The sequence below is a fragment of the Krasilnikovia cinnamomea genome (assembly GCF_004217545.1).
Taxonomy (GTDB): Bacteria; Actinomycetota; Actinomycetes; order Mycobacteriales; family Micromonosporaceae; genus Actinoplanes; species Actinoplanes cinnamomeus.
This window is the reverse complement of record NZ_SHKY01000001.1, coordinates 3,087,441-3,111,322: the sequence shown is the minus strand read 5'-3', so window position 1 is coordinate 3,111,322 and position 23,882 is coordinate 3,087,441. Positions and strand designations below refer to the sequence as shown.

At 70.7% G+C, this 23,882-nt stretch carries 18 protein-coding genes and 1 pseudogene; 12 read left to right on the top strand and 7 right to left on the bottom strand.

Annotated features, from left to right (window positions below; translation table 11 throughout):
- Positions 1–41 precede the first annotated feature (41 nt).
- Together EV385_RS14005 and EV385_RS14000 are read right to left on the bottom strand one after the other, a co-directional pair.
- The gene (locus EV385_RS14005) at positions 42–2,777 is read right to left on the bottom strand and encodes a transglycosylase domain-containing protein (RefSeq protein WP_130509872.1); all 2,736 of its coding nucleotides are present in this window, start codon (positions 2,775–2,777) and stop codon (positions 42–44) included.
- A 188-nt stretch (positions 2,778–2,965) separates the two neighbouring features.
- Positions 2,966–3,433: a DUF5318 domain-containing protein gene (locus EV385_RS14000; protein WP_130509871.1), complete on the bottom strand. Its 468-nt coding sequence runs from the start codon at positions 3,431–3,433 to the stop codon at positions 2,966–2,968.
- Between the two features lie 177 nt (positions 3,434–3,610).
- On the opposite strand from EV385_RS14000, the gene EV385_RS13995 reads away from it, so the two are divergent.
- Both EV385_RS13995 and EV385_RS13990 read left to right on the top strand, forming a co-directional pair.
- Positions 3,611–4,213, top strand: coding sequence for a PadR family transcriptional regulator (locus EV385_RS13995; RefSeq protein WP_130509870.1), 603 nt, complete (start codon positions 3,611–3,613; stop codon positions 4,211–4,213).
- A gap of 20 nt (positions 4,214–4,233) precedes the next feature.
- Positions 4,234–5,313, top strand: coding sequence for an inositol-3-phosphate synthase (locus EV385_RS13990; protein ID WP_130513294.1), 1,080 nt, complete (start codon positions 4,234–4,236; stop codon positions 5,311–5,313).
- Positions 5,314–5,452: 139 nt separating this feature from the next.
- Here the strand turns inward: EV385_RS13990 and EV385_RS13985 are convergent, their stop codons facing one another.
- Entirely contained in the window at positions 5,453–5,911 is a 459-nt protein-coding gene (locus tag EV385_RS13985) for a methylated-DNA--[protein]-cysteine S-methyltransferase (RefSeq protein WP_130509869.1), read from the bottom strand.
- Between the two features lie 32 nt (positions 5,912–5,943).
- Positions 5,944–7,383 carry a CCA tRNA nucleotidyltransferase gene (locus tag EV385_RS13980; RefSeq protein ID WP_130509868.1) on the bottom strand — a complete coding sequence of 480 codons (1,440 nt, stop codon included), beginning with the start codon at positions 7,381–7,383 and terminating at the stop codon, positions 5,944–5,946.
- A gap of 49 nt (positions 7,384–7,432) precedes the next feature.
- Between EV385_RS13980 and EV385_RS13975 the strand changes: the two genes are divergently transcribed.
- The 8 genes from EV385_RS13975 to EV385_RS13940 all read left to right on the top strand — a co-directional run bounded on the left by EV385_RS13975 (position 7,433) and on the right by EV385_RS13940 (position 16,405).
- The gene (locus tag EV385_RS13975) at positions 7,433–8,407 is read left to right on the top strand and encodes a hypothetical protein (protein WP_130509867.1); all 975 of its coding nucleotides are present in this window, start codon (positions 7,433–7,435) and stop codon (positions 8,405–8,407) included.
- Between the two features lie 9 nt (positions 8,408–8,416).
- Positions 8,417–10,192, top strand: a complete 1,776-nt coding sequence (murJ, locus tag EV385_RS13970) for a murein biosynthesis integral membrane protein MurJ (protein WP_130509866.1) — start codon at positions 8,417–8,419, stop codon at positions 10,190–10,192.
- 199 nt (positions 10,193–10,391) lie between these two features.
- Positions 10,392–11,930, top strand: a complete 1,539-nt coding sequence (locus tag EV385_RS13965; protein ID WP_130509865.1) for a protein kinase family protein — start codon at positions 10,392–10,394, stop codon at positions 11,928–11,930.
- 31 nt (positions 11,931–11,961) lie between these two features.
- The gene (sigM, locus tag EV385_RS13960; protein ID WP_242624870.1) at positions 11,962–12,666 is read left to right on the top strand and encodes an RNA polymerase sigma factor SigM; all 705 of its coding nucleotides are present in this window, start codon (positions 11,962–11,964) and stop codon (positions 12,664–12,666) included.
- Positions 12,663–13,652, top strand: a complete 990-nt coding sequence (locus EV385_RS13955; protein WP_130509863.1) for a hypothetical protein — start codon at positions 12,663–12,665, stop codon at positions 13,650–13,652. Before sigM ends, EV385_RS13955 begins: the two co-directional genes overlap by 4 nt.
- Before the next feature lie 132 nt (positions 13,653–13,784).
- Positions 13,785–14,744, top strand: coding sequence for a thioredoxin-disulfide reductase (gene trxB, locus EV385_RS13950; protein WP_130509862.1), 960 nt, complete (start codon positions 13,785–13,787; stop codon positions 14,742–14,744).
- 28 nt (positions 14,745–14,772) lie between these two features.
- Complete coding sequence (gene trxA / locus EV385_RS13945) at positions 14,773–15,096, top strand: thioredoxin (protein ID WP_130509861.1); 324 nt, start codon at positions 14,773–14,775, stop codon at positions 15,094–15,096.
- A 160-nt stretch (positions 15,097–15,256) separates the two neighbouring features.
- Positions 15,257–16,405, top strand: a complete 1,149-nt coding sequence (locus tag EV385_RS13940; protein ID WP_130509860.1) for an N-acetylmuramoyl-L-alanine amidase — start codon at positions 15,257–15,259, stop codon at positions 16,403–16,405.
- Between the two features lies 1 nt (position 16,406).
- Here EV385_RS13940 and EV385_RS13935 read toward each other — a convergent pair whose 3' ends face one another.
- On the bottom strand, positions 16,407–17,075 hold the full coding sequence (locus EV385_RS13935; RefSeq protein ID WP_130509859.1) for a GNAT family N-acetyltransferase: 669 nt from the start codon (positions 17,073–17,075) through the stop codon (positions 16,407–16,409).
- A 219-nt stretch (positions 17,076–17,294) separates the two neighbouring features.
- Here EV385_RS13935 and EV385_RS13930 point away from each other — a divergent pair, with 219 nt between their 5' ends.
- Together EV385_RS13930 and EV385_RS13925 are read left to right on the top strand one after the other, a co-directional pair.
- Positions 17,295–18,596 carry an aminotransferase-like domain-containing protein gene (locus EV385_RS13930; RefSeq protein WP_130509858.1) on the top strand — a complete coding sequence of 434 codons (1,302 nt, stop codon included), beginning with the start codon at positions 17,295–17,297 and terminating at the stop codon, positions 18,594–18,596.
- 8 nt (positions 18,597–18,604) lie between these two features.
- Complete coding sequence (locus tag EV385_RS13925; protein ID WP_242624869.1) at positions 18,605–19,561, top strand: D-alanine--D-alanine ligase family protein; 957 nt, start codon at positions 18,605–18,607, stop codon at positions 19,559–19,561.
- A gap of 898 nt (positions 19,562–20,459) precedes the next feature.
- Here the strand turns inward: EV385_RS13925 and EV385_RS35055 are convergent.
- Both EV385_RS35055 and EV385_RS13905 read right to left on the bottom strand, forming a co-directional pair.
- A pseudogene (locus EV385_RS35055) lies at positions 20,460–20,823 on the bottom strand (hypothetical protein); the annotation flags it as partial.
- A 2,179-nt stretch (positions 20,824–23,002) separates the two neighbouring features.
- On the bottom strand, positions 23,003–23,458 hold the full coding sequence (locus EV385_RS13905; protein ID WP_130509855.1) for a GNAT family N-acetyltransferase: 456 nt from the start codon (positions 23,456–23,458) through the stop codon (positions 23,003–23,005).
- Between the last annotated feature and the right edge of the window lie 424 nt (positions 23,459–23,882).

Here is a 23,882-nt window from a genome sequence, read left to right as displayed (position 1 = left end):
GGGCTCGGCGACGGTGCGTACCGAGCCCGGCGTCACCCGGTCTATCCGCCTGTTCCCGGCGTGCCGTCGGTCTCTCTCGGTGGGTTACCGGTGAGGAACTGGCCGGGGAACGTGGTGGTGGGGTCACCACCGTCGTTGTCTCCACCGTCGCCGTTGTTGTTCCCGCCGTTGTTGCCACCGGGCCCGTTGTTGCCGCCGTTGTTGCCGCCGCCGTTGTTCCCGTTGTTGTCGCCGCCGTTGTTGTTTCCACCGGGACACAGGAATCCGATGAGGCACTGCGGGTCGGCGGGCGGGGGCGGTGGCTGCTTGCCGTTCTGCAGCGGGCTGTTGGGGTCACCGGTGCGCTGCCGGTCCGGGAATCGCTCGATCTTCATGTCGAGCTTCGCCGTGACCTTGTCCATGAACGTCTTCCACACCGCACCCGGGGTGCTGGAGCCGAACATGTCCCGGCCGGTGCCGTTGGGTCCGGACTTCAATTCGACCCGCTTGTTGGCGCCGCCGATCCAGACGGTGGCGGCCAGTTGCGGAATGCCACCCACCATCCAGGCGTCGCCGCTGCCGCCCTTCTTGTTGAACTCCCAGGTTCCCGTCTTCACCGCGGCGGGCCGGCCGTTGCGCAGCACCTTGTTGGCGTGCGCCGGGATCTTCTGCAGGACACCCAGCAGGTCACTCATCTGGTCCGCGGGGAAGACCGGCTCGCCCCTCGTCTTCTCGCTCTTGTAGGTGACCATCTTGCCGGTGTTCTCGTCGCGGCGGCTCACCGAGGCGATGAAGTGGGCCTTGTGGTAGACGCCGCCGTTGATGATGGTCGCCACCCCGTTGGCGTGCTCCAGCGGCACGACCCGGTACTGGCCGAAGCCGATCTCCTCGGCGAAGTACTTGTTCCACGTCGAGGCGTCCGTGCGCTCCAGGTCGATCAGCTTGGAGGTGCCGTCCTTCTGGGCGTCGGTCCAGATGTGCCGGATGCCGGCGTCCTTCGCGGCCTTCAGGACGTTCGACGGCCCGACCTTGTTGGCGATCCAGTAGAACGGGAAGTTGTACGACTGGACCGTCGCCTTCTCCAGCTGGCAGAACTTGATCTGCCCGCCACAGACGCGTCCCGGGTCGGCTCCCGCGTTGCTGATCGTGCCGCCGCCGATGCGCTTCTCGGTGCCGTCCCAGTGGGTCTCGAAGGAGATGCCCTTCTGCAGGCCCGCCGTCAGCGTGTACGGCTTCCACGTCGAGCCGGGCGACTGTCCGCCCGCGTCCATGATCTGTCCGGTCTCGCCGTCCATGTAGCCGGCGTAATCCAGGCCGGTCGGGTTGTCGCCGCCGTAGTAGGCCTTCACCTGACCGTTGTTCGGGTCGATGGCGATCAGCGCCGCCTGGTACGACTTCGGCTTGTCGTGCATCGGCGAGTCCTCGCTGGACCTGCGCGCCGACTCCTCCGCCGCCTTCTGCATGTCGGGGTCGATGGTCGTCTTGATGTCGAGGCCGCCGCGGCGCTGCTCGTCGTCGTCGATGCCCATGTCGCGCAGTTCCTGCTTGACGTGCCGGATGATCATGCCGACCGGTTTGTCGGCGGCGTCACCGCTGGACTTGCCGCTGTCGATCGGACGCAGTGTCTTCTCCGGCCACACCGCGGCGGCACGCTCCTCCGGAGTGATCCACTTCATCTCCAGCATGTTGTTGAGCGTGTACTGCCACCGATCCTTCGCCGCATCGGGGTTGATGTTGGGGTCGAAGCCCTTGTGACCGCCCTTGACCGGTTCCGGCTGCTTGATGATCGAGGCGAGCACCGCCGCCTCGGACACCGTGAGCGCCCGCGGGCTGTTCGGCGCGGCCAGCACCGACTTGCCGAAGTACCCCTGCGCCGCGGCCTCGATCCCGTACCGGCCCTCGCCGAAGTAGACCGAGTTCAGGTACAGCCCCATGATGGTCTGCTTGTCGTACTTCGACTCCAGCTTGCGGGCGATCACCGCCTCGCGCAGCTTCCGGTTGTAGCTGATGTCCTTGAGCTCGGCCGCGTGCCGGGCGTACTGCTGGGTGATCGTCGAGGCGCCCTGCTTGTCGCCGCCGGTGAAGTTGTTCCACGCGGCCCGGGCAATGCCGAGGAAATCGATCCCGTGGTGGTCGTAGAAGTTCTTGTCCTCGGCGGCCGCCACGGCGCGCTGAACCATGACGGGGATGCTCTTGTCGGGAACGACGGTCCGGTTCTGGCTGCCGAGCTTGGCCAGCACCTTGTTGTTCGCGTCCCGGATCGTCGTCGCCTGGTCCTCGGACTTCGGCTGCGGCAGGTCCACGCCGTCGAAGAACCAGGTGCCGCCGACGACGCCGGCGCCCAGGAGGATGACCACGACGGCAGCCGCCGCGGTGAGGACGTTGGCGCGCCGCCGGCGCTTGGCGAGCTTCGTCAGGTCCTTACGGTTCGGGAGACCGTTGCCGCCGCCACCGAGGTCGCCGAAGCCGTCGGGACCGGCCGACGGCCGGACGGCGGCACGGGCCACGGCGGCACGGCCGCCGTACGAGCCGGTGCCCTGCCCGGGTCCGTAAGCCGCGCCGACGCGCGCCGAGCCGACGGAGGCCGCGCCGACCGCGGCGCGGCCGGCGGGTGCGCCGACGGAGGCAGAGCCGCGCGGCGCTCCGACGCTGGCCTGACCTGCGGCGCCGCGCCGGTATGCGTCCGGGGCGGGGCGTGCGGCGGCGTAGGACGGGTCGCCGTCCGGGCCGGTAGCAGCGGACGGCCCGGGCACTCGGGCCCGGGCGCGTGCTGACTGCGAGTCGCCGTTCGAATTCATTCAGTCACACCTACCGGTCGCGGTGGCGCGCCCGAGGAGCCCCGACGGGCTTCCGGAGGCAGCGCCACGAGCGGTCGTTGTGGGCTGCTTCCGCGCAGCCGCCCTGTCAGATGCCAAGAATGACCGATTGTGGCGCTGGATGCCCGTGTCGGTCGGGGTCGTGTCGGCGTTGCCGTTAGGGGGTCGAGTCACCATCGGCCCTCCCGGCGCTGAGACGACGACCCTGCCTCGTGGTGGCGGCCCGAGGAAGCCGAGGCGACGGCCTCGACCCTGTCCAGTTCGTCGGCGTTGAGCGCATCCCGCCCGAGCAGGTACTGCTCGGTGAGGTGGTTCCACGCGCAGGAGCGGCACACCTCCACGACGAACACCTGGAACTCACGCAGCGTCATGGCCAGCACGGGCAGCTCCGCGAGCTTGCGTGCCTGTCCAGCCGAGTTCTTGAGCTCATCGCCGTAGATGTAGTGCACCAGGGTGAGGTTGTCGTGACGGCAGATCGGGCAGCGCTCGTCCGTGGGCTCGCCGTGGAATCTGGCTGCATTCTTCAAGTACGGCGATGCATCGCAGACTTCGAGTGTTCCGACCTTGCCGTTGCGTACGTCACGCAGCAGCGCCCGCTTCTGAAGCGAGTAGTCGACGACCTGCCGCTGCGTGCGCATGGCGAAGAGAGTACGCGCTCATGTCCCGTACGGCGACAAGCGTCACGGAGCGTGGTGCGGTGACCGCGTAGCCGCGATCATGTTGCGGGCCGAGCCCTCACGTTCTACGGTGCGATGTATCGGGCCGATACATCGTCCCGCAACGTGCAGCCGGAAACCCGGCAAGGAGGTGGCGACGTGCTCGAGCTCGCCGTCCTCGGCCTTCTCCAGGAGGCCCCCATGCACGGGTACGAGCTGCGCAAGGAGCTCGCCACCAAGCTGGGGACCATCCGTGCCGCGATCAGCTACGGCACCCTTTACCCCACGCTGAAGCGCTTGAACGCCGCCGGCTGGATCAGCGAGACCGCGCCCGAGGACGCGATGGTGCCACCGCTGACCAGCAAGCGGGGCCGGATCGTGTACAAGATCACGGCCGAGGGCAAGGAGCGGTTCGCGGAGCTGCTGGCCCAGGCGGGCCCGGAGACCTACGACGACGCCGGCTTCGGCGTACATTTCGCGTTTTTTGCCCGGACTGACCGGGCCACCCGGCTGCGGATCCTCGAAGGTCGCCGCCGCCGGATCGAGGAGCGCCGCGAGGGCCTGCGTGAGGTCCTCTCCCGGGCCGCCGACCGGCTCGACGCGTACACCCTCGAACTGCAACGACACGGACTCGAAGCGTGCGAGCGCGAGGTCCGCTGGCTGGAGGAGCTCATCACCAACGAGCGCTCCGGCCGTTCCCCGGCCACACCGGCCGCGGAGACATCCCCCGAGAACCCGCGTCCGCACCAGGACCGGCCGTGATGAACAAGGAGGCAATCGCGATGGGCTCCGTCCGCGTCGCCATCGTGGGTGTGGGTAACTGCGCCTCGTCCCTCGTGCAGGGCGTCGAGTACTACCGCAACGCCGACCCGAACGACCGAGTTCCGGGTCTCATGCACGTGACCTTCGGCGACTACCACGTCTCCGACGTGAAGTTCGTCGCGGCGTTCGACGTGGATGCCAAGAAGGTCGGTATGGATCTGTCCGAGGCGATCGTCGCCAGCGAGAACAACACCATCAAGCTGTGCGACGTGCCGCCCACCGGCGTCACCGTGCAGCGCGGTCCGACCTTCGACGGTCTGGGCCAGTACTACCAGGAGATCATCGAGGAGTCGACGGCCGAGCCGGTCGACGTAGCGCAGGCGCTGCGCGAGGCCGAGGTCGACGTCGTCGTCTCGTACCTGCCGGTGGGCTCCGAGCAGGCCGACAAGTTCTACGCCCAGGCCGCGATCGACGCGGGCTGCGCCTTCGTCAACGCGCTGCCGGTCTTCATCGCCTCGGACCCGGAGTGGGCCAAGAAGTTCGAGGACGCGGGCCTGCCGATCGTCGGCGACGACATCAAGAGCCAGGTCGGCGCGACGATCGTGCACCGGGCGCTGGCCAAGCTGTTCGAGGACCGTGGGGTCGAACTGCTGCGCACGTACCAGCTGAACTTCGGCGGCAACATGGACTTCATGAACATGCTGGAGCGCAACCGGCTGGTCTCCAAGAAGATCTCCAAGACCCAGTCGGTGACCAGCCAGATCCCGCACGAGATGCTCAAGAGCGACGTGCACATCGGGCCGTCGGACCACGTGCCGTGGCTTGACGACCGCAAGTGGGCGTACATCCGGCTGGAGGGCCGCAGCTTCGGTGACACCCCGCTGAACGCGGAGCTGAAGCTCGAGGTGTGGGACTCGCCGAACTCGGCCGGCGTCATCATCGACGCGGTCCGCGCCGCGAAGATCGCCAAGGACCGTGGGATCGGCGGCCCGATCCTGTCGGCGTCGTCCTACTTCATGAAGTCCCCGCCGGTGCAGTACAACGACCACGACGCCAAGGAGTCCGTCGAGGCGTTCATCCGCGGCGACATCGAGCGCTGAGCCGGGCCGACAGGAACCAGCATCAGCCGGGCCGCTTGCCTGATGGCCACGCCATCCGGCAGGCGGCCCAGCCGCGTCAACGGCTGAAGCCTCACTCGTCACCGGATCGCCCGGGCCCTGGTCGTCCGGTGCCGGTCGTTCAGCCCCACGATCGGGCCATCGCGATGCGGGCCTCCAGCTCGAGCAGCTTGCGCTTGCGTTCGAGCCCACCGCCGAAGCCGACCATCTTGCCGCCCGCCCCCACCACGCGGTGACACGGCACGATCACCGGGACCGGGTTGTGGTTGCAGGCCGTCCCGACCGCCCGCGCCGCCCCCGGATCACCCAGCCCGGTCGCGATCGCCCCGTAGGTGATCGTCTCGCCATACGGGATCTTGGCGATCTCCGTCCACACCGCACGCTCGAACTCCGAGCCACCCACCAGCTCGTACGGCACGGTGAACGCCGTCAGCTCGCCGGCGAAGTACGCCGACAGCTGATCGAGCGCCGGATGCGCACCGCCGGGCCCGGCAGCGGCGCCGAACCGCACCCCCACCACGAGGTCGTCGCGGACGGCCACCCCGAGCGGGCCGATCGGCGAATCGATGACCAGTCGCATGCCGCCAGTCTGCCCCGGGGGTACGACACCTTCTATGTATGGCCGTGCTCTCGGGCCCAGCGCAGCAGTTCCGCCTCGGCCTCCTCGCGCGGCAGCGGCCCCTTGTCCAGCCGCAGCTCCTTCAGGTACTTCCAGGCCTGCCCCACGATCGGTCCGGGCGGCACGCCGAGGATCTCCATGATCGCGTTGCCGTCCAGGTCCGGCCGGACCCGGGCCAGGTCCTCCTCGGCGGCCAGCCGGGCGATCCGCTCCTCCAGCGCGTCGTAGTCCGCGGCCAGCGCCGCCGCCTTGCGCCGGTTACGGGTGGTGCAGTCCGACCGGGTCAGCTTGTGCAGACGGGGCAGCAGGGGACCGGCGTCGGCGACGTAGCGGCGCACCGCCGAATCGGTCCACTCGCCCCGGCCGTACCCGTAGAAGCGCAGGTGGAGCGAGACCAGCTCGACCACGCTCGAAATGACGTCCTTGGGGTACTTCAACGCCCGCATCCGGTGCTTGGTGAGCCGCGCCCCGACCACCTCGTGGTGGTGGAAGCTGACCCGGCCGTCGCGCCCGACCGCCTTGGTCGCGGGCTTGCCGACGTCGTGCATGAGCGCGGCCATCCGCAGGATGAAGTCCGGCCCCTCGTCACCCTCCAGCCGCACGGCGTTGTTCACCACGATGAGGGTGTGCTCGTACACGTCCTTGTGCTGGGCGTGCTCGTCGATCTCCAGCTTGAGCCCGGCCAGCTCCGGCAGGAAACGGTCCGCCAGGCCGGTGTCGACCAGCAGCCGCAGCCCACGCACCGGGTCGGCGCCGCTGAGCAGCTTGGTGAACTCGTCGCGGATACGCTCGGCGGTGATCCGGTCCAGGTCGGCGGCCATCGCCGTCATCGCGGCGACCACGTCCGGCTCCACCGTGAACCGCAGCTTCGCGGCGAAGCGGGCGGCCCGCAGCATCCGCAGCGGATCGTCGGAGAACGACGACTCCGGCGTGTCCGGCGTACGGACGACCTGCCGGGCGAGGTCGGCCAGCCCGCCGTACGGGTCGGTGAAGGCGTGCCCCGGCAGGCTCACCGCCATCGCGTTGATGGTGAAGTCGCGCCGCCGCAGATCGTCGAGCAGGTTCGTGCCGTACGCCACCACGGGGTTGCGGCTGACCCCGTCGTACGCCTCGGCCCGGAAGGTGGTGATCTCCAGCCGCAGGCCGTTCTTCTGCACCCCGATCGTGCCGAACTCGCGGCCGGTCTCCCAGATCGCGTCGGCCCACCCGTCGACCATCCGGAGCGTGTCCTCCGGGTGGGCGTCGGTGCAGAAGTCGAGGTCGTCGCCGAGGCGGCCGAGCAACGCGTCGCGGACGGAGCCCCCGACGAGGTGCAGTTCGTGGCCCCCGGCGGCGAAGCGCCGACCGAGCTCGTCGGCGACGGGGGAGACGCGCAGCAGTTCGGCGACCGCGTTGCGCTGGGCGGCGGAGAGGGAGGAGGCAGGCGTTGACATGGGACGACCAGCGTATCGGTCGTGGCGGTGACCGGCGGCAGCGGGCAGGATGGGCGCCGTGCCCGTTTCCGAGGCGCTGCGCCGCCTGAGCGAGGACCCAGGGTTCTGGACGGGCGCGACCAGCCCGCCACCCCACCCGGACGCCGCGACCGGTCCGTTGCCGCAGGAGAATCGCGCCCCCGCCGAGCTGCGCGTCTCGCTGCCGGTGACGGCCGGATACGGGCTGGTGCTGGAGATCGACCTGGTGGCGGGCGAGCGCACGCTCGGGCTGCGCGCCCCCGCCAGCAGCGAGCCGATCCAGCTGGGCTGGACCGGGACAGGCCGGCCCTACCCGGCCGCGCTGCGCTGGTGGGAGCTGGACCTGTGCGCCCGGGTGATCGCCCTGGAGGATCCCACCCTGCCGCATCCGGGCCTGGTCGTCGCGCTTCTGTCGCCGTTCGCCCCGGCCACCCCCGACGACGATCCGGCGGAGATCGCCGCGGTACGCGCGGCCGCCTACCGTGCGCTGCGCCGGGACGCGCCGCCGACCCCGCCCGCAGGGCCGGAAACCGCAGGGCCGGAAACAGCGGGGCCGGAGCAGGACCCGTTGCCGATTTTCGCCGACGACCGTTGGTGGCCGCGCCCGCAGCCGCAACACCCGCCTCGGGTGCTCGACGAGGCCACGGTGTCGGCGCTGGCCGCCCCGGCCGACGTCCACCTGGAGGTTCGCGGCGGCCGGCGCTTCCCTCGCGCGGAACTGGCCGACCTGGTCCGCCGGGCCGCCGAGCGGCTGTCCGGGCATGCCCGGGACGACTGCTACGCCGCCGCCCGCCCGCTGGCCCGGAACATCGCGGGCACCGGGGACCTGCGGCCCGTGCCGCGTCTGCTGGCCGCGCTGACCGAGGCGGGCTGCGACCACCCCACCGTGCTCGACGCCCTCAGCGAACCCCTGGTGGACCTCGAGGCGTGCTGGATGGTGGAGACCCTGGCGGGCGCTGAGCCCGGCAGCCTCCTGCGCCGACACCTGTGGGCGCGACCTGGCTAGATTGGCGGGGTGTCCGTACCTGACGAAGCCCGGCCGAGCGGCGGCCTGTACCGCAGCGCCCACGCGGCGGGCGACGACGCCGCGCCTCCCCCGGACGGCGTGACCCTGATCTCGGTGGACACCCCGAACCCGGGCGCGGCCGTCACGGGGGAGCAGGCCCTGCCGCCGGAGGAGCCGCCGGACGAGACGAGTACGGCGGGCAACAGCGCGATCATGGCAGCGGGCAGCCTGGTCAGCCGCGTGATCGGCTTCGCCCGGAACGCACTGATCGGCATGACGCTCGGCGCCACCGTCGGCAACGCCTACACCACGGCGCAGTTCCTGCCGGGACAGATCTACGAGCTGCTGCTCGGTGGCATCCTGTCCAGCGTCCTGGTGCCCCTGCTGGTCCGGCGGCGCAAGGCCGATCCCGACCGGGGCCAGGAGTACACCCAGAAGCTGCTGACCTTCGCCGGCACCTGCCTCGGCATCGCGACCGTGCTGGTGGTGATCGCGGCACCAGTGTTCACCGCGATCCAGGCCGGAAGGGGCACCCCGGCGTACCAGGATCTGGTCACCGCGTTCGCGTACCTGATGCTGCCGATCATCTTCTTCACCGGGTTGTCCGCGCTGATGGGCGCGGTGCTCAACGTACGCGGGCACTTCGCCGCGCCGATGTGGGCGCCGATCCTCAACAACCTGGTGGTGATCGCCGCTTGCGGCGCCTTCATCCTGTTCTTCGGCACCGACGAGGGGCTGGGGCCGGAAACCATCACCACCGCACAGATCGCGGTGATCGGCCTGGGCACGCTGCTCGGGATGGTCGCGCAGACGGCCGGCCTGCTGCCCGCGCTGCGCAAGGTCGGCTTCGCCTGGAAGTGGCGGTGGGATCCGCGGGGCCTGGGCCTGCGCGAGATCGGCCGGCTGGGCGGCTGGATGCTCTGCTACGTCGCCGCCAACCAGGTCGCCGTGTTCGTCGTGGTGAGCCTGCTGAACAGCACGTCGGACTCCGACGACGCGAGCGTGCTGGCGTTCAACAACGTCTTCCTGCTGACGATGATGGCGCACGGCATCATCGGCGTCTCGGTGATGACCGCCCTGCTGCCCCGGATGAGCGCGGCGGCCGCCGACGGCCGGTACGCCGACGTCAGCGCCGACCTGAGCCGGGGCATCCGCCTCACCGCCTCCGCGCTGGCCCCGATCGCGGTGGCGTACACGGTTCTCGCCGCGCCGCTGTGCGTGACGCTGTTCCAGGGCGGCAAGTACACCCCGGAGATGACCTTCGCGACCGCCGGGGTGCTGCGGGTGGCCGGGTTCGCGGTGCTGCCGCTGTCGATCAGCTACCTGTGCACCTACACCTTCTATTCTTTGCAGGGAAACAAGACCGCCGCGCTGATCAACATCCCGGTGGTGGCGATCCGCATCGCGGCGTACGTGCTGCTGTTCGCGCTGCTGTCCGCGTCGCTGGCGGCGGCGGGCATGACGGCCGCGAACGCGCTGTCGTACGTGGCCTCCGCGCTCATCTCGCTGGCCGTGCTGCGGCGCCGGATCGGCCGGCTCAATCTCGGCTCGGTCGCCGGCGCGCTGGCCCGGGTGCTGGTGGCCGCCACGCTGGCCGCCGCGTTCGGTCTGCTGGTGCTGCGGCTGCTGCCCGGCGGCGCGCGCCCGGAGCGCGGCGCGGCGATTCTCCAGGTGGCGGTCGGCGGGTCGGTGATCGTGGTGACGTACGTCGTGGCGGCCGCGCTGCTGCGGGTGCGCGAGGTCAGCCAGGTCATCGGCATGGTCCGCCGCAAGCTGGGCCTCTGAGTCCATCGCGAACTCGGACTTTGAGGCTGTGGACAAGCCTGTGGACAAGCCGCTGAACAGCCCATCGTCGTCACCGGACGGCCGGTAGCCGATCGGCCGCGGGCCTCGGACGGGTGCCCCGCCCGGGGTTGACCTGTGGGAGCCTGGCCCGGGCCGGGTAAGGTCGTGTCGGACACGTGTGTACCACGGAGGAGGACCGGTGACCCAGGTCGGCGAAGGCCACGAGACCGCGGCCGATGGGGCCGGTCCGGTCATGACCTTCGGTACCTCCACCGTCGGTGAGATCCTGGCCGAGCGCTACCAGCTCGAGGACCACGTCAACAACGACAGCGCCGGCCGCCAGGTGTGGCGCGGCATCGACGTCATCCTGCGCCGCCCCGTCGCCGTGGTGCTGCGGCACCCGGGCGGGGATTCCGCCACCGAGATGCTGCAGGCCGCGGTCGACGCGAGCCGGGTGATCCACCCCAATCTGGTCGGCGTCTACGACGCCATCGACGAGGGCGAACGGGCGTACGTGGTCCGCGAATGGGTGGACGGGACCGCGTTGCGCGAGCTGGTCACCACGAACGGACCGATGGATCCGCCCCGGGCCACCGCGATCGCCCGCTCGCTGGCCGACGCCCTCACCGCGGTGCACGCCACCGGCATGGTGCACGGCAACGTGCACCCGGGCACCACCCTGATCGCCGACGATGGCCGGGTGGTGCTGGCCGACGCCCGGGCCGACGCGGCGGACAGCATCGAGGCGGACGTCCGCGCGGTCGGGGGGGTCCTCTACTACGCGCTGACCGGACGCTGGCCGCACACCGAGGTCGGCCGGTCCGCGCTGCCCGACGCGCACCGCGACGCCGCCGGCACCATCGCCGCGCCGCGACAGGTCCGCGCAGGCATCCCGGCCTACCTGGACGACCTCACGATGGACCTGCTGGACAAGCGGGTCACCGCCCCCGACGCCCAGGCCCTCGCGGCCGAGCTGGCCCGCCTCGACTCGGCCGACGACGACTACGAGGACGTCGGCCCGCTGCGGTTCACCCAGGGCACCTCGGTCGAGCCGGTCCGCAGCACTCGCAAGATCGCGCTGGGCATCGCGGCGCTGGTGGTCATCGCACTGCTCGGCCTGATCTTCGGCATCAACGCCATCTCGAACTCCGGCCAGGACAAGCCGTCCGGCGCGTCTCAGGCGGGGACGAACCAGCCCGGGCCCAGCGGCGGCGGCACCAGCGACGACGGCGACAACACGCCCGCGCCCCCGCAGAAGATCGCGCTGACCGCCGACATGGTCCGGATCGTCGACCCGCCGCCCGGCACCCGCGACGACACCGGCGAGGCCGCGAAGACGGTCGACAACGACGACTCGACCGGCTGGGAGACGCAGGGCTACCGCTCTTCAAAGTTCGGCAATCTCAAGTCCGGCATGGGCGTCCTGATCAACCTGGGAACGCCGCGGTCGATCAGCGAGGTGCGGGTCGAGGCCTCCGCGCCGGGCGTCGCCATGGACGTCCGTACGGGTGACGGCGACCCGGGCGACAACTCCGGCGGCGACGAGAAGATCCTCAAGACCTACACGCGGGTCAGCGACTCCGACATCGAGAAGTCACCGGGTACGGACACGGTCCTCACGGGCTTCGACGAGAACACGAAGTACCAGTACATCCTGGTCTTCCTGAGCGAGCTGCCGCGCGGCGACGACGGCAACTACCGGGTCAGCATCAACAAGATCGAGGTGTACGGCAACTGACCCGGCCGCCCGTCTCCGCTAGATTGCTGGCGTGACCCAGCAGCGCGACGCGCACCCGGGGGCGGAGCCGCTCACCCCGAGCGACGCCGAGCTGCTGCGCGCGCACGTCGACGGCGACCCCGACGCGTTCGGTGAGCTGGTCCGCCGCCACCGGGACCGGTTGTGGGCGGTCGCGCTGCGCACGGTCGGCGACCGGGAGGAGGCCGCCGACGCGGTGCAGGACGCGTTGCTGTCGGCGCACCGCGCCGCCGCCCGGTTCCGCGGCGAGTCGGCGGTCACCACCTGGCTGCACCGGATCGTCGTGAACGCCAGCCTGGACCGGCTGCGCCGCCGCCAGTCGCACCCGACCGTGCCGCTGCCGGACGGCAGCCGCCCCGACGACACGCCCAGCGCGCCGGAGCCCGCCGCGCCCGCCCCGGACCACGACACCGCGCTGATCGTCCGCGCCGCCCTGGCCGATCTTCCCGCCGATCAGCGCGCCGCGATCGTCCTGGTCGACCTCCAGGGGTACGCGGTGGCCGAGGCCGCCACGATCCTCGGCGTCGCCGAGGGCACCATCAAGAGCCGGTGCGCGCGGGGCCGCGCCCGGATGGCGCTCGCCCTGGCCCCCCTGCGCCCCGGCGGAGACGGCGGTCACGACGCCGGCGGGAACCGTACGGGCGCCCACCGCGTCCCATCGGGGTCGGGAGTGACAGGGCCGCTCCCGCCCACACCCGAGGGGAGGCGCGACCCGTGACCGGGGCCGACTTCAGCGACGTCGACATCGACCTGCTGGCCGACTACGTCGGCGGGGTCCTGGACGGCACTCCGGAGGCAGCGGAGGTGGCCGCCCGGATCGACGCCGACCCGCAGTGGCGCGACGCGCACGACGCGCTGCTGGCGGGCATGGCCGCGGTCGACACCGAGCTGCGCGCGATGGGCGCCGCCCCCGAGCCGATGCCCGCGGACGTGGTCGCCCGGATCGACGCCGCCCTCGCGACGGCCGCCGGGATCGCGCTCGACGACGATGCCCTGACTGACGCCGCGAGCGCGGACACCACTGTTGCGGACGCCGGGGACGCGGAGGACGCCGGTGCCGCGGAGGCGGGGCCGCGCCGGCATCTGGTCGCCGTACCGTCCGGGGGTGCCCGGGTGGGCGCGGCCCGGCGGCGGTGGCGCTGGGCCGCGCCGATCGGGGTCGCGGCCGGAGTGCTCGCGTTCGCGGGCCTCGGCGTCAACCACCTCGTCAGCCCCGCTTCCAAGAGCACCGAGTCGGCCGATTCCACCGCCATGCTGGCGCAGCCCGCGAGCGGCGCGGCGGTCCTGCCGGATGCCGGCCAGATCCGCACCACCAGCACCGACTACGCGCCGGACACCTTGCGTGCCGAGGCCGCCCGGGCGTTGTCCGCGCCCGCCGCCGCGCAGGACCGCGCGGAGCCGGGCGCGGCGAAGGGCGCCGTGCCCAGCGTCGTGCCCAGTGCCGAGGCGATGACCGGCGTGGCCACGCCGTTGCAGCGGCTGCGCGCGCGGGACGCCCTGCAGGCCTGTCTGGACGCGATCGCCCTGGAGTACGGTCCCCGCCCGCTCCTGGCGCAGAGCATCGAATACGCCCGCTTCGCGCAGGCCCCGTCCCTGATCGTGCGGTTCGCCGGGCCGGACGGCACGTGGGTGTGGGTCAGCGGCCCGGACTGCGGAGTCCCCGGTGCCGGCGCGGCCACCCGATTCCGGGAAAAGGTAGGCTGACCCGCACCGCGTTTCCCGTTGGGTGAGTTCGACCACGGGCCTCTGACGCGCGGGAATGACGCGTCCCTACGATGAGGTTCTAGCGTGCGGAGTCGCCGGGATGCCCGGTGACATCGATCGGAGGAGTCGGCAGTGGACGAGGTCCGAAACCTGATCATCATCGGCTCGGGACCGGCCGGCTACACGGCGGCGCTGTACGCGGCCCGGGCCAACCTGAACCCGCTGGTCATCGAGGGCGTCCAGTCCGGCGGCTCGCTGATGACCACCACCGAGGTGGAGAACTTCCCCGGCTTCCCCGAGGCCATCATGGGCCCCGAGCTGATGGACAACATGCGCAAGCAGGCGGAGCGGTTCGGCGCCGAGTTCATCACCGACGACGTGACCCGGGTCGAGCTGTGCGACCGCCCGACCGAGGCGGGCAGCGACGGCCTCAAGACGGTGTGGGTGGGCGACACCACCTACTTCGCCCGCGCGGTCATCCTCGCCACCGGCTCCGCGTGGCGCCCGCTGGGCGTGCCGGGGGAGCAGGAGCTGCTGGGCCACGGGGTGTCGTCGTGCGCCACCTGTGACGGCTTCTTCTTCCGTGGGCAGCACATCGTCGTGGTCGGCGGTGGCGACTCCGCGATGGAGGAGGCCACCTTCCTGACCAAGTTCGCGGAGACCGTGACCATCGTGCACCGGCGGGACTCGTTCCGGGCCAGCAAGGTGATGCAGGTTCGCGCGCTGAACAACCCGAAGATCAAGATCGAGTGGAACAGCGAGGTCGAGGAGATCCTCGGCGCCGAGGGCAAGGTCGTCGGGGTCCGGCTGCGTGACACGCAGACCGGGGCGACGAAGGTCCTCGACGTCACGGGCGTCTTCGTCGCGATCGGGCACGACCCGCGCAGCGAGCTGTTCAAGGGCCAGGTCGAGCTCGACGCCGACGGTTACGTCAAGGTGGCGAGCCCCAGCACCCGGACGAACATCCCGGGCGTCTTCGCGGCCGGCGACCTGGTCGACCACACGTACCGGCAGGCCATCACCGCCTCCGGAACGGGCTGCGCCGCGGCCCTGGACGCCGAGCGCTTCATCGCCTCGTTCATCGAACTCTGAGCAACTACTGAAATCCCGGAGGTACCTGGTGGGAGCAACCAAGGCGGTCACCGACGCCACGTTCGCCAGCGACGTGCTGCAGTCCCAGAAGCCGGTGCTGGTGGACTTCTGGGCCGAGTGGTGCGCGCCCTGCCGCAAGGTCGAGCCGCTGCTGGCCGAGATCGCCACCGAAATGGGCGACAAGGTGGAGATCGTCAAGGTCAACATCGACGAGAACCCCGAGACCGCTCGCGCCTACCGGGTCATGTCCGTGCCCACCCTGACCATGTTCAAGGGCGGCGAGCCGGTCAGCTCGGTGGCCGGCGCGAAGCCGAAGGGCGCTCTGATCAGCCTCATCGAATCGGCGCTCTGACGCCCGACCCCGACGCCCCCGTGTCCCACCGGACGCGGGGGCGTCACCATTTCGTGATCCCCCGCACGGATCGTCGATCGACGTCCGGCCGCGCCGGATTGTGCGCGGTACGCTCCGGAGGTTGCCCTTCCGCCCACCCCCGAGCCCAAGGGAGCCGCGCGTGCGTGCGATCCGACGTGGAGATTCCGGACCGGCCGTTGAGGAGATCCGGTCCATCCTCGTGGCGCTCGACCTGCTCGAGCTCCCCTCCGACGTCTACGACGACGCCACCGAGACCGCCGTACGGGCGTTCCAGCAGAGTCGCGGCATCGGCGTCGACGGGGTCGTCGGCGCCGAGACCTGGCAGGCCCTCGACGACGCCCGCTGGACCCTCGGCGACCGCACCCTCTTCCACTCCATCCCGGCCGCGCTGACCGGCGAGGACGTCCGCGCCCTCCAGGAACGGCTCATGGAGATGGGCTACGACACCGGCCGCGCGGACGCCATCTACGGCGCACGCACCGCCCGGGCGGTGGCCCAGTTCCAGCGCGAGGTCGGCCTGACGCCGGACGGCACCTGCGGCCCGCAGACGATGCACGCGCTGCGCCGGCTCGGCCGCAAGGTGGTCGGCGGACGCCCGCAGTGGCTGCGCGAGGCCGAGGCATTCCGCCAGTCCGGCCCCAACCTGATGGGCAAGACCATCGTCGTCGACCCCGGTCACGGCGGCCCCGGCGACCGCGGCGTGGTGGTGCCCGACGGCCCGCTGCGCTGGACCGAGGCCGACCTGGCGTTCGACCTCGCCGCCCGCCTGGAAGGCCGGATGGCCGCCGCCGGCATGCGCGTACACCTCACACGCGGGCCGTCGCCCGCCGAGCCCATGACCGGCGCCCAGCGCGCCGAGCTGGCCAACAGCCTCGGCGCCGACCTGCTCATCTCCCTGCACCTGGACGGGCACGACAACCCGACCGCGGACGGCGTCGCCACCTACCACTACGGCACCGGCAACGGCCTGACCTCCACGGTCGGCGAGCGGCTGGCGAACCTGGTGCAGCGGGAGATCGTCGTGCGCACCGGGATGCGCGACTGCCGCATCCACGCCAAGACCTGGGAACTGCTGCGGCTGACCCGGATGCCGGCGGTCCGCGTCGACTTCGGCTACCTCACCTCACCGGGCGAGCGGGAGCGGATCGTCGACCCGCTGTTCCGCGAGCAGCTCGTCGAGGCGATCCTCGCCGCGGTGCAGCGGATGTACTACCCGGTCGAGCAGGACGTGCCGACGGGCTCGATCGACGTACGCAAGCTCCGCATGGTCCTGGCCAAGCAGGCCTGACTCAGGACTGGGTGGAGCGGGTCGCCGCGGCCGGGCGCACCGGGCGCAGCAGCGTGTCCGGGCTCATCGAGCCGAGCAGCTTCTCCAGCGCGTACTCGACGTCGGACTTCCAGGACAGGGCGGTGCGCAGTTCGAGCCGCAGCCGCGGGTAGCGGGGGTGCGGGCGTACCGTCTTGAAGCCCACGGACAGGAAGAAGTCGACCGGGGCGACGCAGCTGCCCGCGCCCTCCTCCCCGGTATCGCCGAACTTCGCGTCGCCGAACGCCTCGATCGCCTTGACCCCGCGCTTCGTGAGGTCGCGGGCGACCCCCTGCACGAGCATCCGGCCCAGCCCGCCCCCGGCGAACGCCGCGACCACGTGCGCCGTCGTCAGCAGCACGGCGTCGGCGGACACCGGGGAGGTCGGGAACGCCATCGACCGCGGCACGTAGGCCGGCGGGGCGTACATGACGTAGCCGGCCGGCATGCCGTCCACGTACGCGAGCTTGCCGCACGAACCCCACTCCAGCAGGGTCTGCGACACCCAGGCCTCCTTCTCCAGCCCGGGATCGCCGGAGGCGCAGGCGCGTTCCGCGGAGACGGGGTCGAGTTCCCAGTAGACGCACTGGCGGCAGGGCCGGGGCAGATCCTCGAGGGTGTCGAGGGTCAGGTTGACCAGGCGTCGCGACATGGGCGGACCCCTCAGCATCACGGAATGTCCGGTTGACGAAGCACGGTCCTGTTCACGTGCCCGTCCGCGCCCCCGTCGGATACTACGCCGCAATGGCCTTGAACGGCACCGATCGGACCTTGCCGACAGGCCACCACCGGCTGGTTGGCAGGCGGCCCCCGCGTACGCGGCGACTAGCATGAATGCCGTTGTCGCCATTTTCAGGAGGGGTGAGACGGCATGACCGGTACGACCCAGGACGACTACACGGACCGCTACGCGCGGCGGGTACGCGGGATGACCACCTCGGAGATCCGCGCGCTGTTCGCCGTCGCCAGCCGCCCCGAGGTGGTGTCGCTGGCGGGCGGATCGCCGTACGTCGCGGCGCTGCCACTCGACGCGGTGGGGGAGATGCTCGGACGGCTCGCCGCCGAGGAGGGCACCACCAGCCTCCAGTACGGCATCGGCCAGGGCACCGCCGAGCTGCGCGAGGGCATCTGCGAGGTGATGTCGCTGTCCGGCATCGACGCGTCCACCGGTGCGTCACCCGACGACGTGGTGGTGACCGTCGGCGGTCAGCAGGCACTCGACCTGGTGGCACGGCTGTTCCTGGACCCGGGCGACGTGGTGCTCGCCGAGGGGCCGACGTACGTCGGCGCACTCGGCGCTTTCCAGGCCGCCCAGGCACAGGTACGGCACGTCGCCATGGACGCCGACGGCCTCATCCCCGCGGCGTTGGAGGCGGCCATCGCCGAGACCGCCGGGCGGGCCAAGTTCCTGTACACCATCCCGACGTACCAGAACCCCGCCGGCGTCACGCTGACCGACGAGCGGCGCGAACAGGTGCTAGACATCTGCGAACGGGCCGGGCTGCTGGTGGTCGAGGACGACCCGTACGGAACGCTGAGCTTCGCGGGCGACGCGCCGCGACCGCTGCGGGCGCGCCGCCGCGACGGGGTGTTCTACCTCAGCACGTTCTCGAAGACCTTCGCGCCGGGCCTGCGGGTCGGCTGGATCCTTGCACCCCACGCCGTCCGGGAGAAGCTCGTCATGGCCAGCGAGGCGCAGATCCTGTGCCCGAGCGCGTTCGCGCAGGCCGCCGTCACCAAGTACCTCGCCACCATGCCGTGGCGCGAGCAGATCAAGTCGTACCGGGAGATCTACCGGGAGCGCCGCGACGCCCTGCTGGACGCACTCGAGGATCTGATGCCCGCCGGCACGACCTGGACCCGCCCGGAGGGCGGCCTGTTCGTGTGGGCGACGCTGCCCGACGGCCTGGACTCGAAGGCGATGATGCCGCGCGCCATCGCCGCCCGCGTCGCCTACGTGCCCGGCACCGGGTTCTTCGCCGACGGCTCCGGCGCCGGCCACATGCGGCTCAACTTCTCCTTCCCGCCGCCCGACCGCATCCGCGAAGGCGTCCGCCGCCTCGCCGGGGTCATGGAACAGGAGCTCGCGATGCGCGCGGTCTTCGGCACCCCGACCCGGCACCGCCGTCGTGGGCACGCCGGCGCGGACACGCCCGGCCCCGACTTGGCATGATCAAGTCCATGGGTACGGAGGAAGACGTGCGAGTTCTGGTCCTGGCCGGCGGCCTGTCGTACGAGCGGGACGTGTCGTTGCGTTCCGGTCGGCGGGTGCTGGACGCGCTGCGCGCCGCCGGACTTCAGGCGGACATGCGCGACGCCGACGTCGCGCTGCTGCCCGCGCTGCAGGAGGATCCGCCGGACGCCGTGGTCATCGCGCTGCACGGCGCCACGGGGGAGGACGGCTCGCTGCGCGGAGTGCTGGACCTGTGCGGCGTGCCGTACGTCGGATGTGACGCCCGCGCCTCCCGCCTGGCGTGGGACAAGCCGTCCGCGAAGGCCATGCTCCGCGAGGCCGGCATCCCCACCCCCGACTGGGTGGCGCTGCCGCACGACCGCTTCTCCGAGCTCGGCGCGGTCGCCGTACTCGACCGCATCGCCGACCGGCTCGGCCTGCCGCTGATGGTCAAGCCGGCGCAGGGCGGCTCCGGGCTCGGCGCCTCGGTCGTGCGGGACGAGGCCGATCTGCCGGCCGCCATGGTCGGCTGCTTCGCCTACGACTCCACCGCCCTGGTCGAGCGGTACGTGGCCGGCATGGACGTGGCGGTCTCCGTGGTCGATCTCGGCGACGGCCCGCAGCCCTTGCCCGCCGTCGAGATCGTCCCGCGCAACGGCGTGTACGACTACGCCGCCCGCTACACCGCCGGGCTGACCACGTGGCACACCCCGGCACGGCTCGACCCGGCCGTCGCCGCCCGGGTGGCATCGACAGCCCTCGCCGCACACGAAGCGCTCGGCCTGCGGGACCTGTCCCGGGTGGACCTGATCGTCGACGGTGAGGGCGAGCCGCACGTACTCGAGGTCAACGTCTCGCCGGGCATGACGGAGACGTCGCTGCTGCCGCTCGCCGTGCAAGCGGCGGGGCTGGACTTCGGGAAGGTGTTGGCCGGGCTGGTCGGACGCGCGACCGCCCGTGGATAGCTAGCGCTCGTTGGGGCCGTGGTGCCCTGGTCATCGTCTCCGCGGTGACCGATGCCTGTCTTACCTGCCGGGCCGCCCCGTGTGCCCGGCCAGTCGCTTCGGTGGCCCGCCGTGCGCTTCGGCTATCCCGCGCCGGTCGTGCCCGCCGTTTCGGGCGCATCGCCGGTCGGCAGGGGATCGGAGGGTCTCCGGGTCTCGGCCGTGCCAGATGCCGGTGAATGATGCTCGGCGGTCGGTCTCTCCTTCACCGCGTTGTCTCCTCGGGCGGTGAAGGTCGGCGCTGGTGGTGCCGCCGAAGGTGGGGCGGGCAGCTGGTTGGCGTCGGATGCTCCGGGGTTTCCTTTGGAGCTCAGGTCGGGCTCGACGGCGTCGCTGTGTTCGACGGCGCCGGTGGGCCGGTTAATGGGCGCGGTGTCGTGGTTGTTGGCGCGCGGTGAGTTGACCGTTCCCGCGGCAACGTCGCCGCGAAATTGGCCGTCGCCGCTGTCTGTTTCCTCTGCGCTGTCCGCGCCGTCCGCATGGCCGCGATTCGCGCCGTCCGCGTGGCCGCGATTCGCGCTGTCCGCGTGGCCGCCGGTCGCGCCGTCCGCGTGGGCGCCGTTCGTGTCAGCTGCGTCCGCGTGGCCGACCTGAGCATCAGCGGCTCCTGCGGTCGGCTCCGCACGGGCGCCTTCTGTGTCACTCTTCAGCGCCCCGACCGTCCCTGCGTCAGTCACCCCTGCGTTGCTGGCTTCCGTACTGGTCGCCTGCGAATCGGCTTCTGTGAGCGTCGCCGGGGCATCGGTTTCTATGAGCGCCTGGGCATCGGTTTCTATGAGCGCCTGGGCATCGGTTTCTGTGTGTGTCGCCTCCGCGTCGCCGAGATTGACCGCGGATGCGGTGGGTGAATCACTGATCGTGGAAGGCGCCTGCCATGCGATGTGGGGCGGCTCGGCGATGGCGCGGCCGCCGAACTCGCCCAACCATGCGGCCACCAGCGCCAGGCTCTCGCGCCACTGCTCCTCGGGAACGACCGGAAGGATGTCATCCCACAGTGAAAGGAACGTCCCACGAAGCTGGAGTCGCCCGTACGGCCGCGCGAGGAACCACATGTGCAGGTGGGCGGAGCCGTCGCCCCAGCGGTTGACGTGGACACGGGCCACGCCGTCGAGCGAGCGGACCGCGCGTTCCAGTCGTACCGTCATGACCCCCAGTTCGGCGGCCAGCAGATTCGGCAGGTCGCCGAGGTCGAGGTGGGATCGGCATTCGAGGATCAGCACCACCGGGAGACCGGTTGGCCGGTCCATCGCGCGAACACGCCACCGGTCACTGACCCAGATGTACGCGTCGTCCGGCGTGTTGCAGGCGACGCAATCCGCAGCGTCCTCGCCGCTGCGCGGTGGTTCGACGGCGACCGGATCAGCGAGAGTCTTGACCCTCATGTCCCCCTCGAACGGGAAGGAGGGCCAGCGCGTGAAGTCCGGGAGTGGGGGATTCTTGTCGGGCACGTGGCTGACCCTAGCCCAGCTTGCGAGCACTGTCCCGGCTCAATTTGAGTGAACTCCCTTCCCCGGGTCAGCCATTCAGACGCACCCGAAGACGTTGATCGGCATCACGGTGTGTGGACGGTCGAGTTTCGGGCTCGGTTGTCCACAGGAGTTATCCACAGGCCGGATGGTTTCCCGTGAAACACCACGTAGATGCCGGGGCGCACCTGTGGATACACCCGTGTACGTCCGCCCAGGCATCGGCGACGTTTCACGTGAAACGGTGGGGCTCCGGTCCCTCAACAAGACTTACGCACAGGCTGTGGATATTCATCCGCTGGGCTTCCGTCCCGTCGCCAGTCTCCGAACATCGAGACGACCCGGCGGTGCTGGAGGCGCGCTGGCTCCTCGCCCCCGCACTCGCACATCAGACCCCGCGCCAGTCGACCCCCATGCGGAGCTCGAGGGGGGTGCTGCAAGCGATAGCTTAGGTCCGTCCCATGCTTCCCGGACCAACGCGTCGGCGGGCGGGTAGCGCCCCCTCGCGCCGTGGATCTCATCCGTCTCGCGCCGTGGATCTCATGCGCCTTACGCCTGGCCGCGTCGCTGCGGCCGGTTTCACGTGAAACGGCACCGGGCACCGGGCACCGGGCACCGGGCACCGGGCACCGGGCACCGGGCACCGGGCACCGGGCACCGGGCACCGGGCACCGGGCACCGGGCACCGGGCACCGGGCACCGGGCACCGGGCACCGGGCAGATTGTGCTCGGCTGTTTCACGTGAAACAACGTCGCGGCCGCAGCGCGAAAGGGCCGAGCCGATCCTGGTCTCCTGGCGGACGTTCCGAGGTGACTGAGTAGACGGGCTTGACGCCTTCGGTCGATCTCAGACGGCGAGATTCCAAGCAGAGGGGCGAGCATTTTCAGGGAGGCAGACTCCTGTCACGTCGCAGTGGGATGCGCTGACGCTGGCGTCACCGACCAGCGTGGTCAGCCGGTCCCGGCGGGAAGGGTGGCTCGAGCCTCACGGATCGGATCCGGCGGCGGGTTGGCGAGCGCCGTTTGCCACGCGCCTGGACGCGCCTTTGCTCGGTAGACGGCTCCGGGTCCGGGATCATCGAGTCATCGGTCGCCAGGACGAATAGGCGGCATGAGCAGCGACGCCTCTTGCCAGTGTTGCCGGACGTGGGGCCGGACAGGCCTGACCGCTGACCTGACTCCGAAATCCGTCGCCCGGACGCCCATCGCCCCGCGCGCCCAACGCAACGTCGGCCCGGTCCCGCGTGGGCAATGCCTTAGCGACCTCGAAGCAGCCCACAGCTTCCGCGTCAGTCATCCGGCAGCTTTGTGATCGGAACGATGCCCGGCGTTTCACGTGAAACCGCGCCGCAAGGCTCCTGTCTGCAAGCAAGGCCGGGGTGCGGCTTTCAATGGCAGGGCGACTTGCTGGGAGCAGCGGATCGACGGCGAAGTCGGTGGCATCAGAGATTCCAGCCTCTGCTGAGCATGGATTGCCACCCCCAGTCCGCTGCGGCTGCCACTTCCCGCCGGCTGTCTGCCCTTCGGCCGCCTGCCCTTCGGCCGTCTGCCCTTCGGCCGCCTGCCCTTCGGCCGTCTGCCCTTCGGCCGTCTGCCCTTCGGCCGTGTGCCCTTCGGCCGTGTGCCCTTCGGCCGTGTGCCGTCCGACCCCAGGAATCAGGCTTCGGTCGCCGAGACGACCGCCGGGTGGCGCTTACGCAAGGAGCTGGCGAACCCATCTCGTCTATCCACGCGATCCATGCGGATAGGAAACGAGGCGGAGCAGAGCGCAGACAAAATGGCGGTCGGCCTAGGTTTCACGTGAAACAACCACCTACGCGCGTACATCGCTCGGGCCCGGCCAAGCTGTGGGTAGAGAGTCGAATGGACATGTGGGGAGCCAGCCCATGGTTGGGCGCACCTGCCGGGCGCAACAAGTGGCTCCCAATATCAAGTCTCAGAGATCCAGCACTCCGACGGTTTGGCCTCCGCTCTGCTCGCCAGTCGGTCGGAACCCCAGTTTCAGATAGAACTTCTCGGGCCCACCAAGCCGAGGCTCCCACGTGACGTACGCTCGGTCGCCGCCGCGGCGACGAATCTCCCGACAGACCGCGTCAACAGCGAACCGACCGTATCCGCGGCCCTGGGCGGCCGCCGCGATATTCAAGCGCCAAACTCCTGAGCGCCGGTCGCTTGGATCCCGGTCTGGGTCCCACGGGATGTCGAGGAACCCCATCAAGAAGCCGACTAGCTGATCGTCGTCGTAGATCAGCCTCGGCCAGGCGTAGTCGGCGAAGACATAGGCCTCGGCCAACGACTTGACCACCGGCTCGACCAGATCCTCCTGATCGGATCGAACCGACAACGCAAGAGCTGCCTCGTAGTTCGTCGGAGTAATGCTCTCCAGTCGCATACGGCGAAGGCTAGCGACTCGCCACCGGCTGAGCGCGGGTCCTACCCCTCGGCCTTGTCTCCGCGAGCCGCCGGGCATTGGTCCGGCGACCCGCCCGGCACTGTCCCGGCGACCCGCCCGGCACTGTCCCGGCGACCCGCCGGGCCTCGTTTCCGCGAGCCCTGCCTGCTCAATCTCCGCGAGAACCGGCGACGACGATCGGGGCACCGAGCGGGATCTCCGCGTCTCATTGGCGCGACAGTCGTCGTAGCCGCCGAGCCAGTTGTCCATGTGCTCGAACTGATCGCCGTTTTGAGCCAGCGTGACCGGCCACTGGACCTGCGACCGGCCGAATTCCCGCGGCGTATGTGGGGACCGCCAGGCCGATGCGGCCCGCTCTCGCCGTGCGCTGCGTCTGTTGTTGGCAAGCCCGGCATTGTCTGTC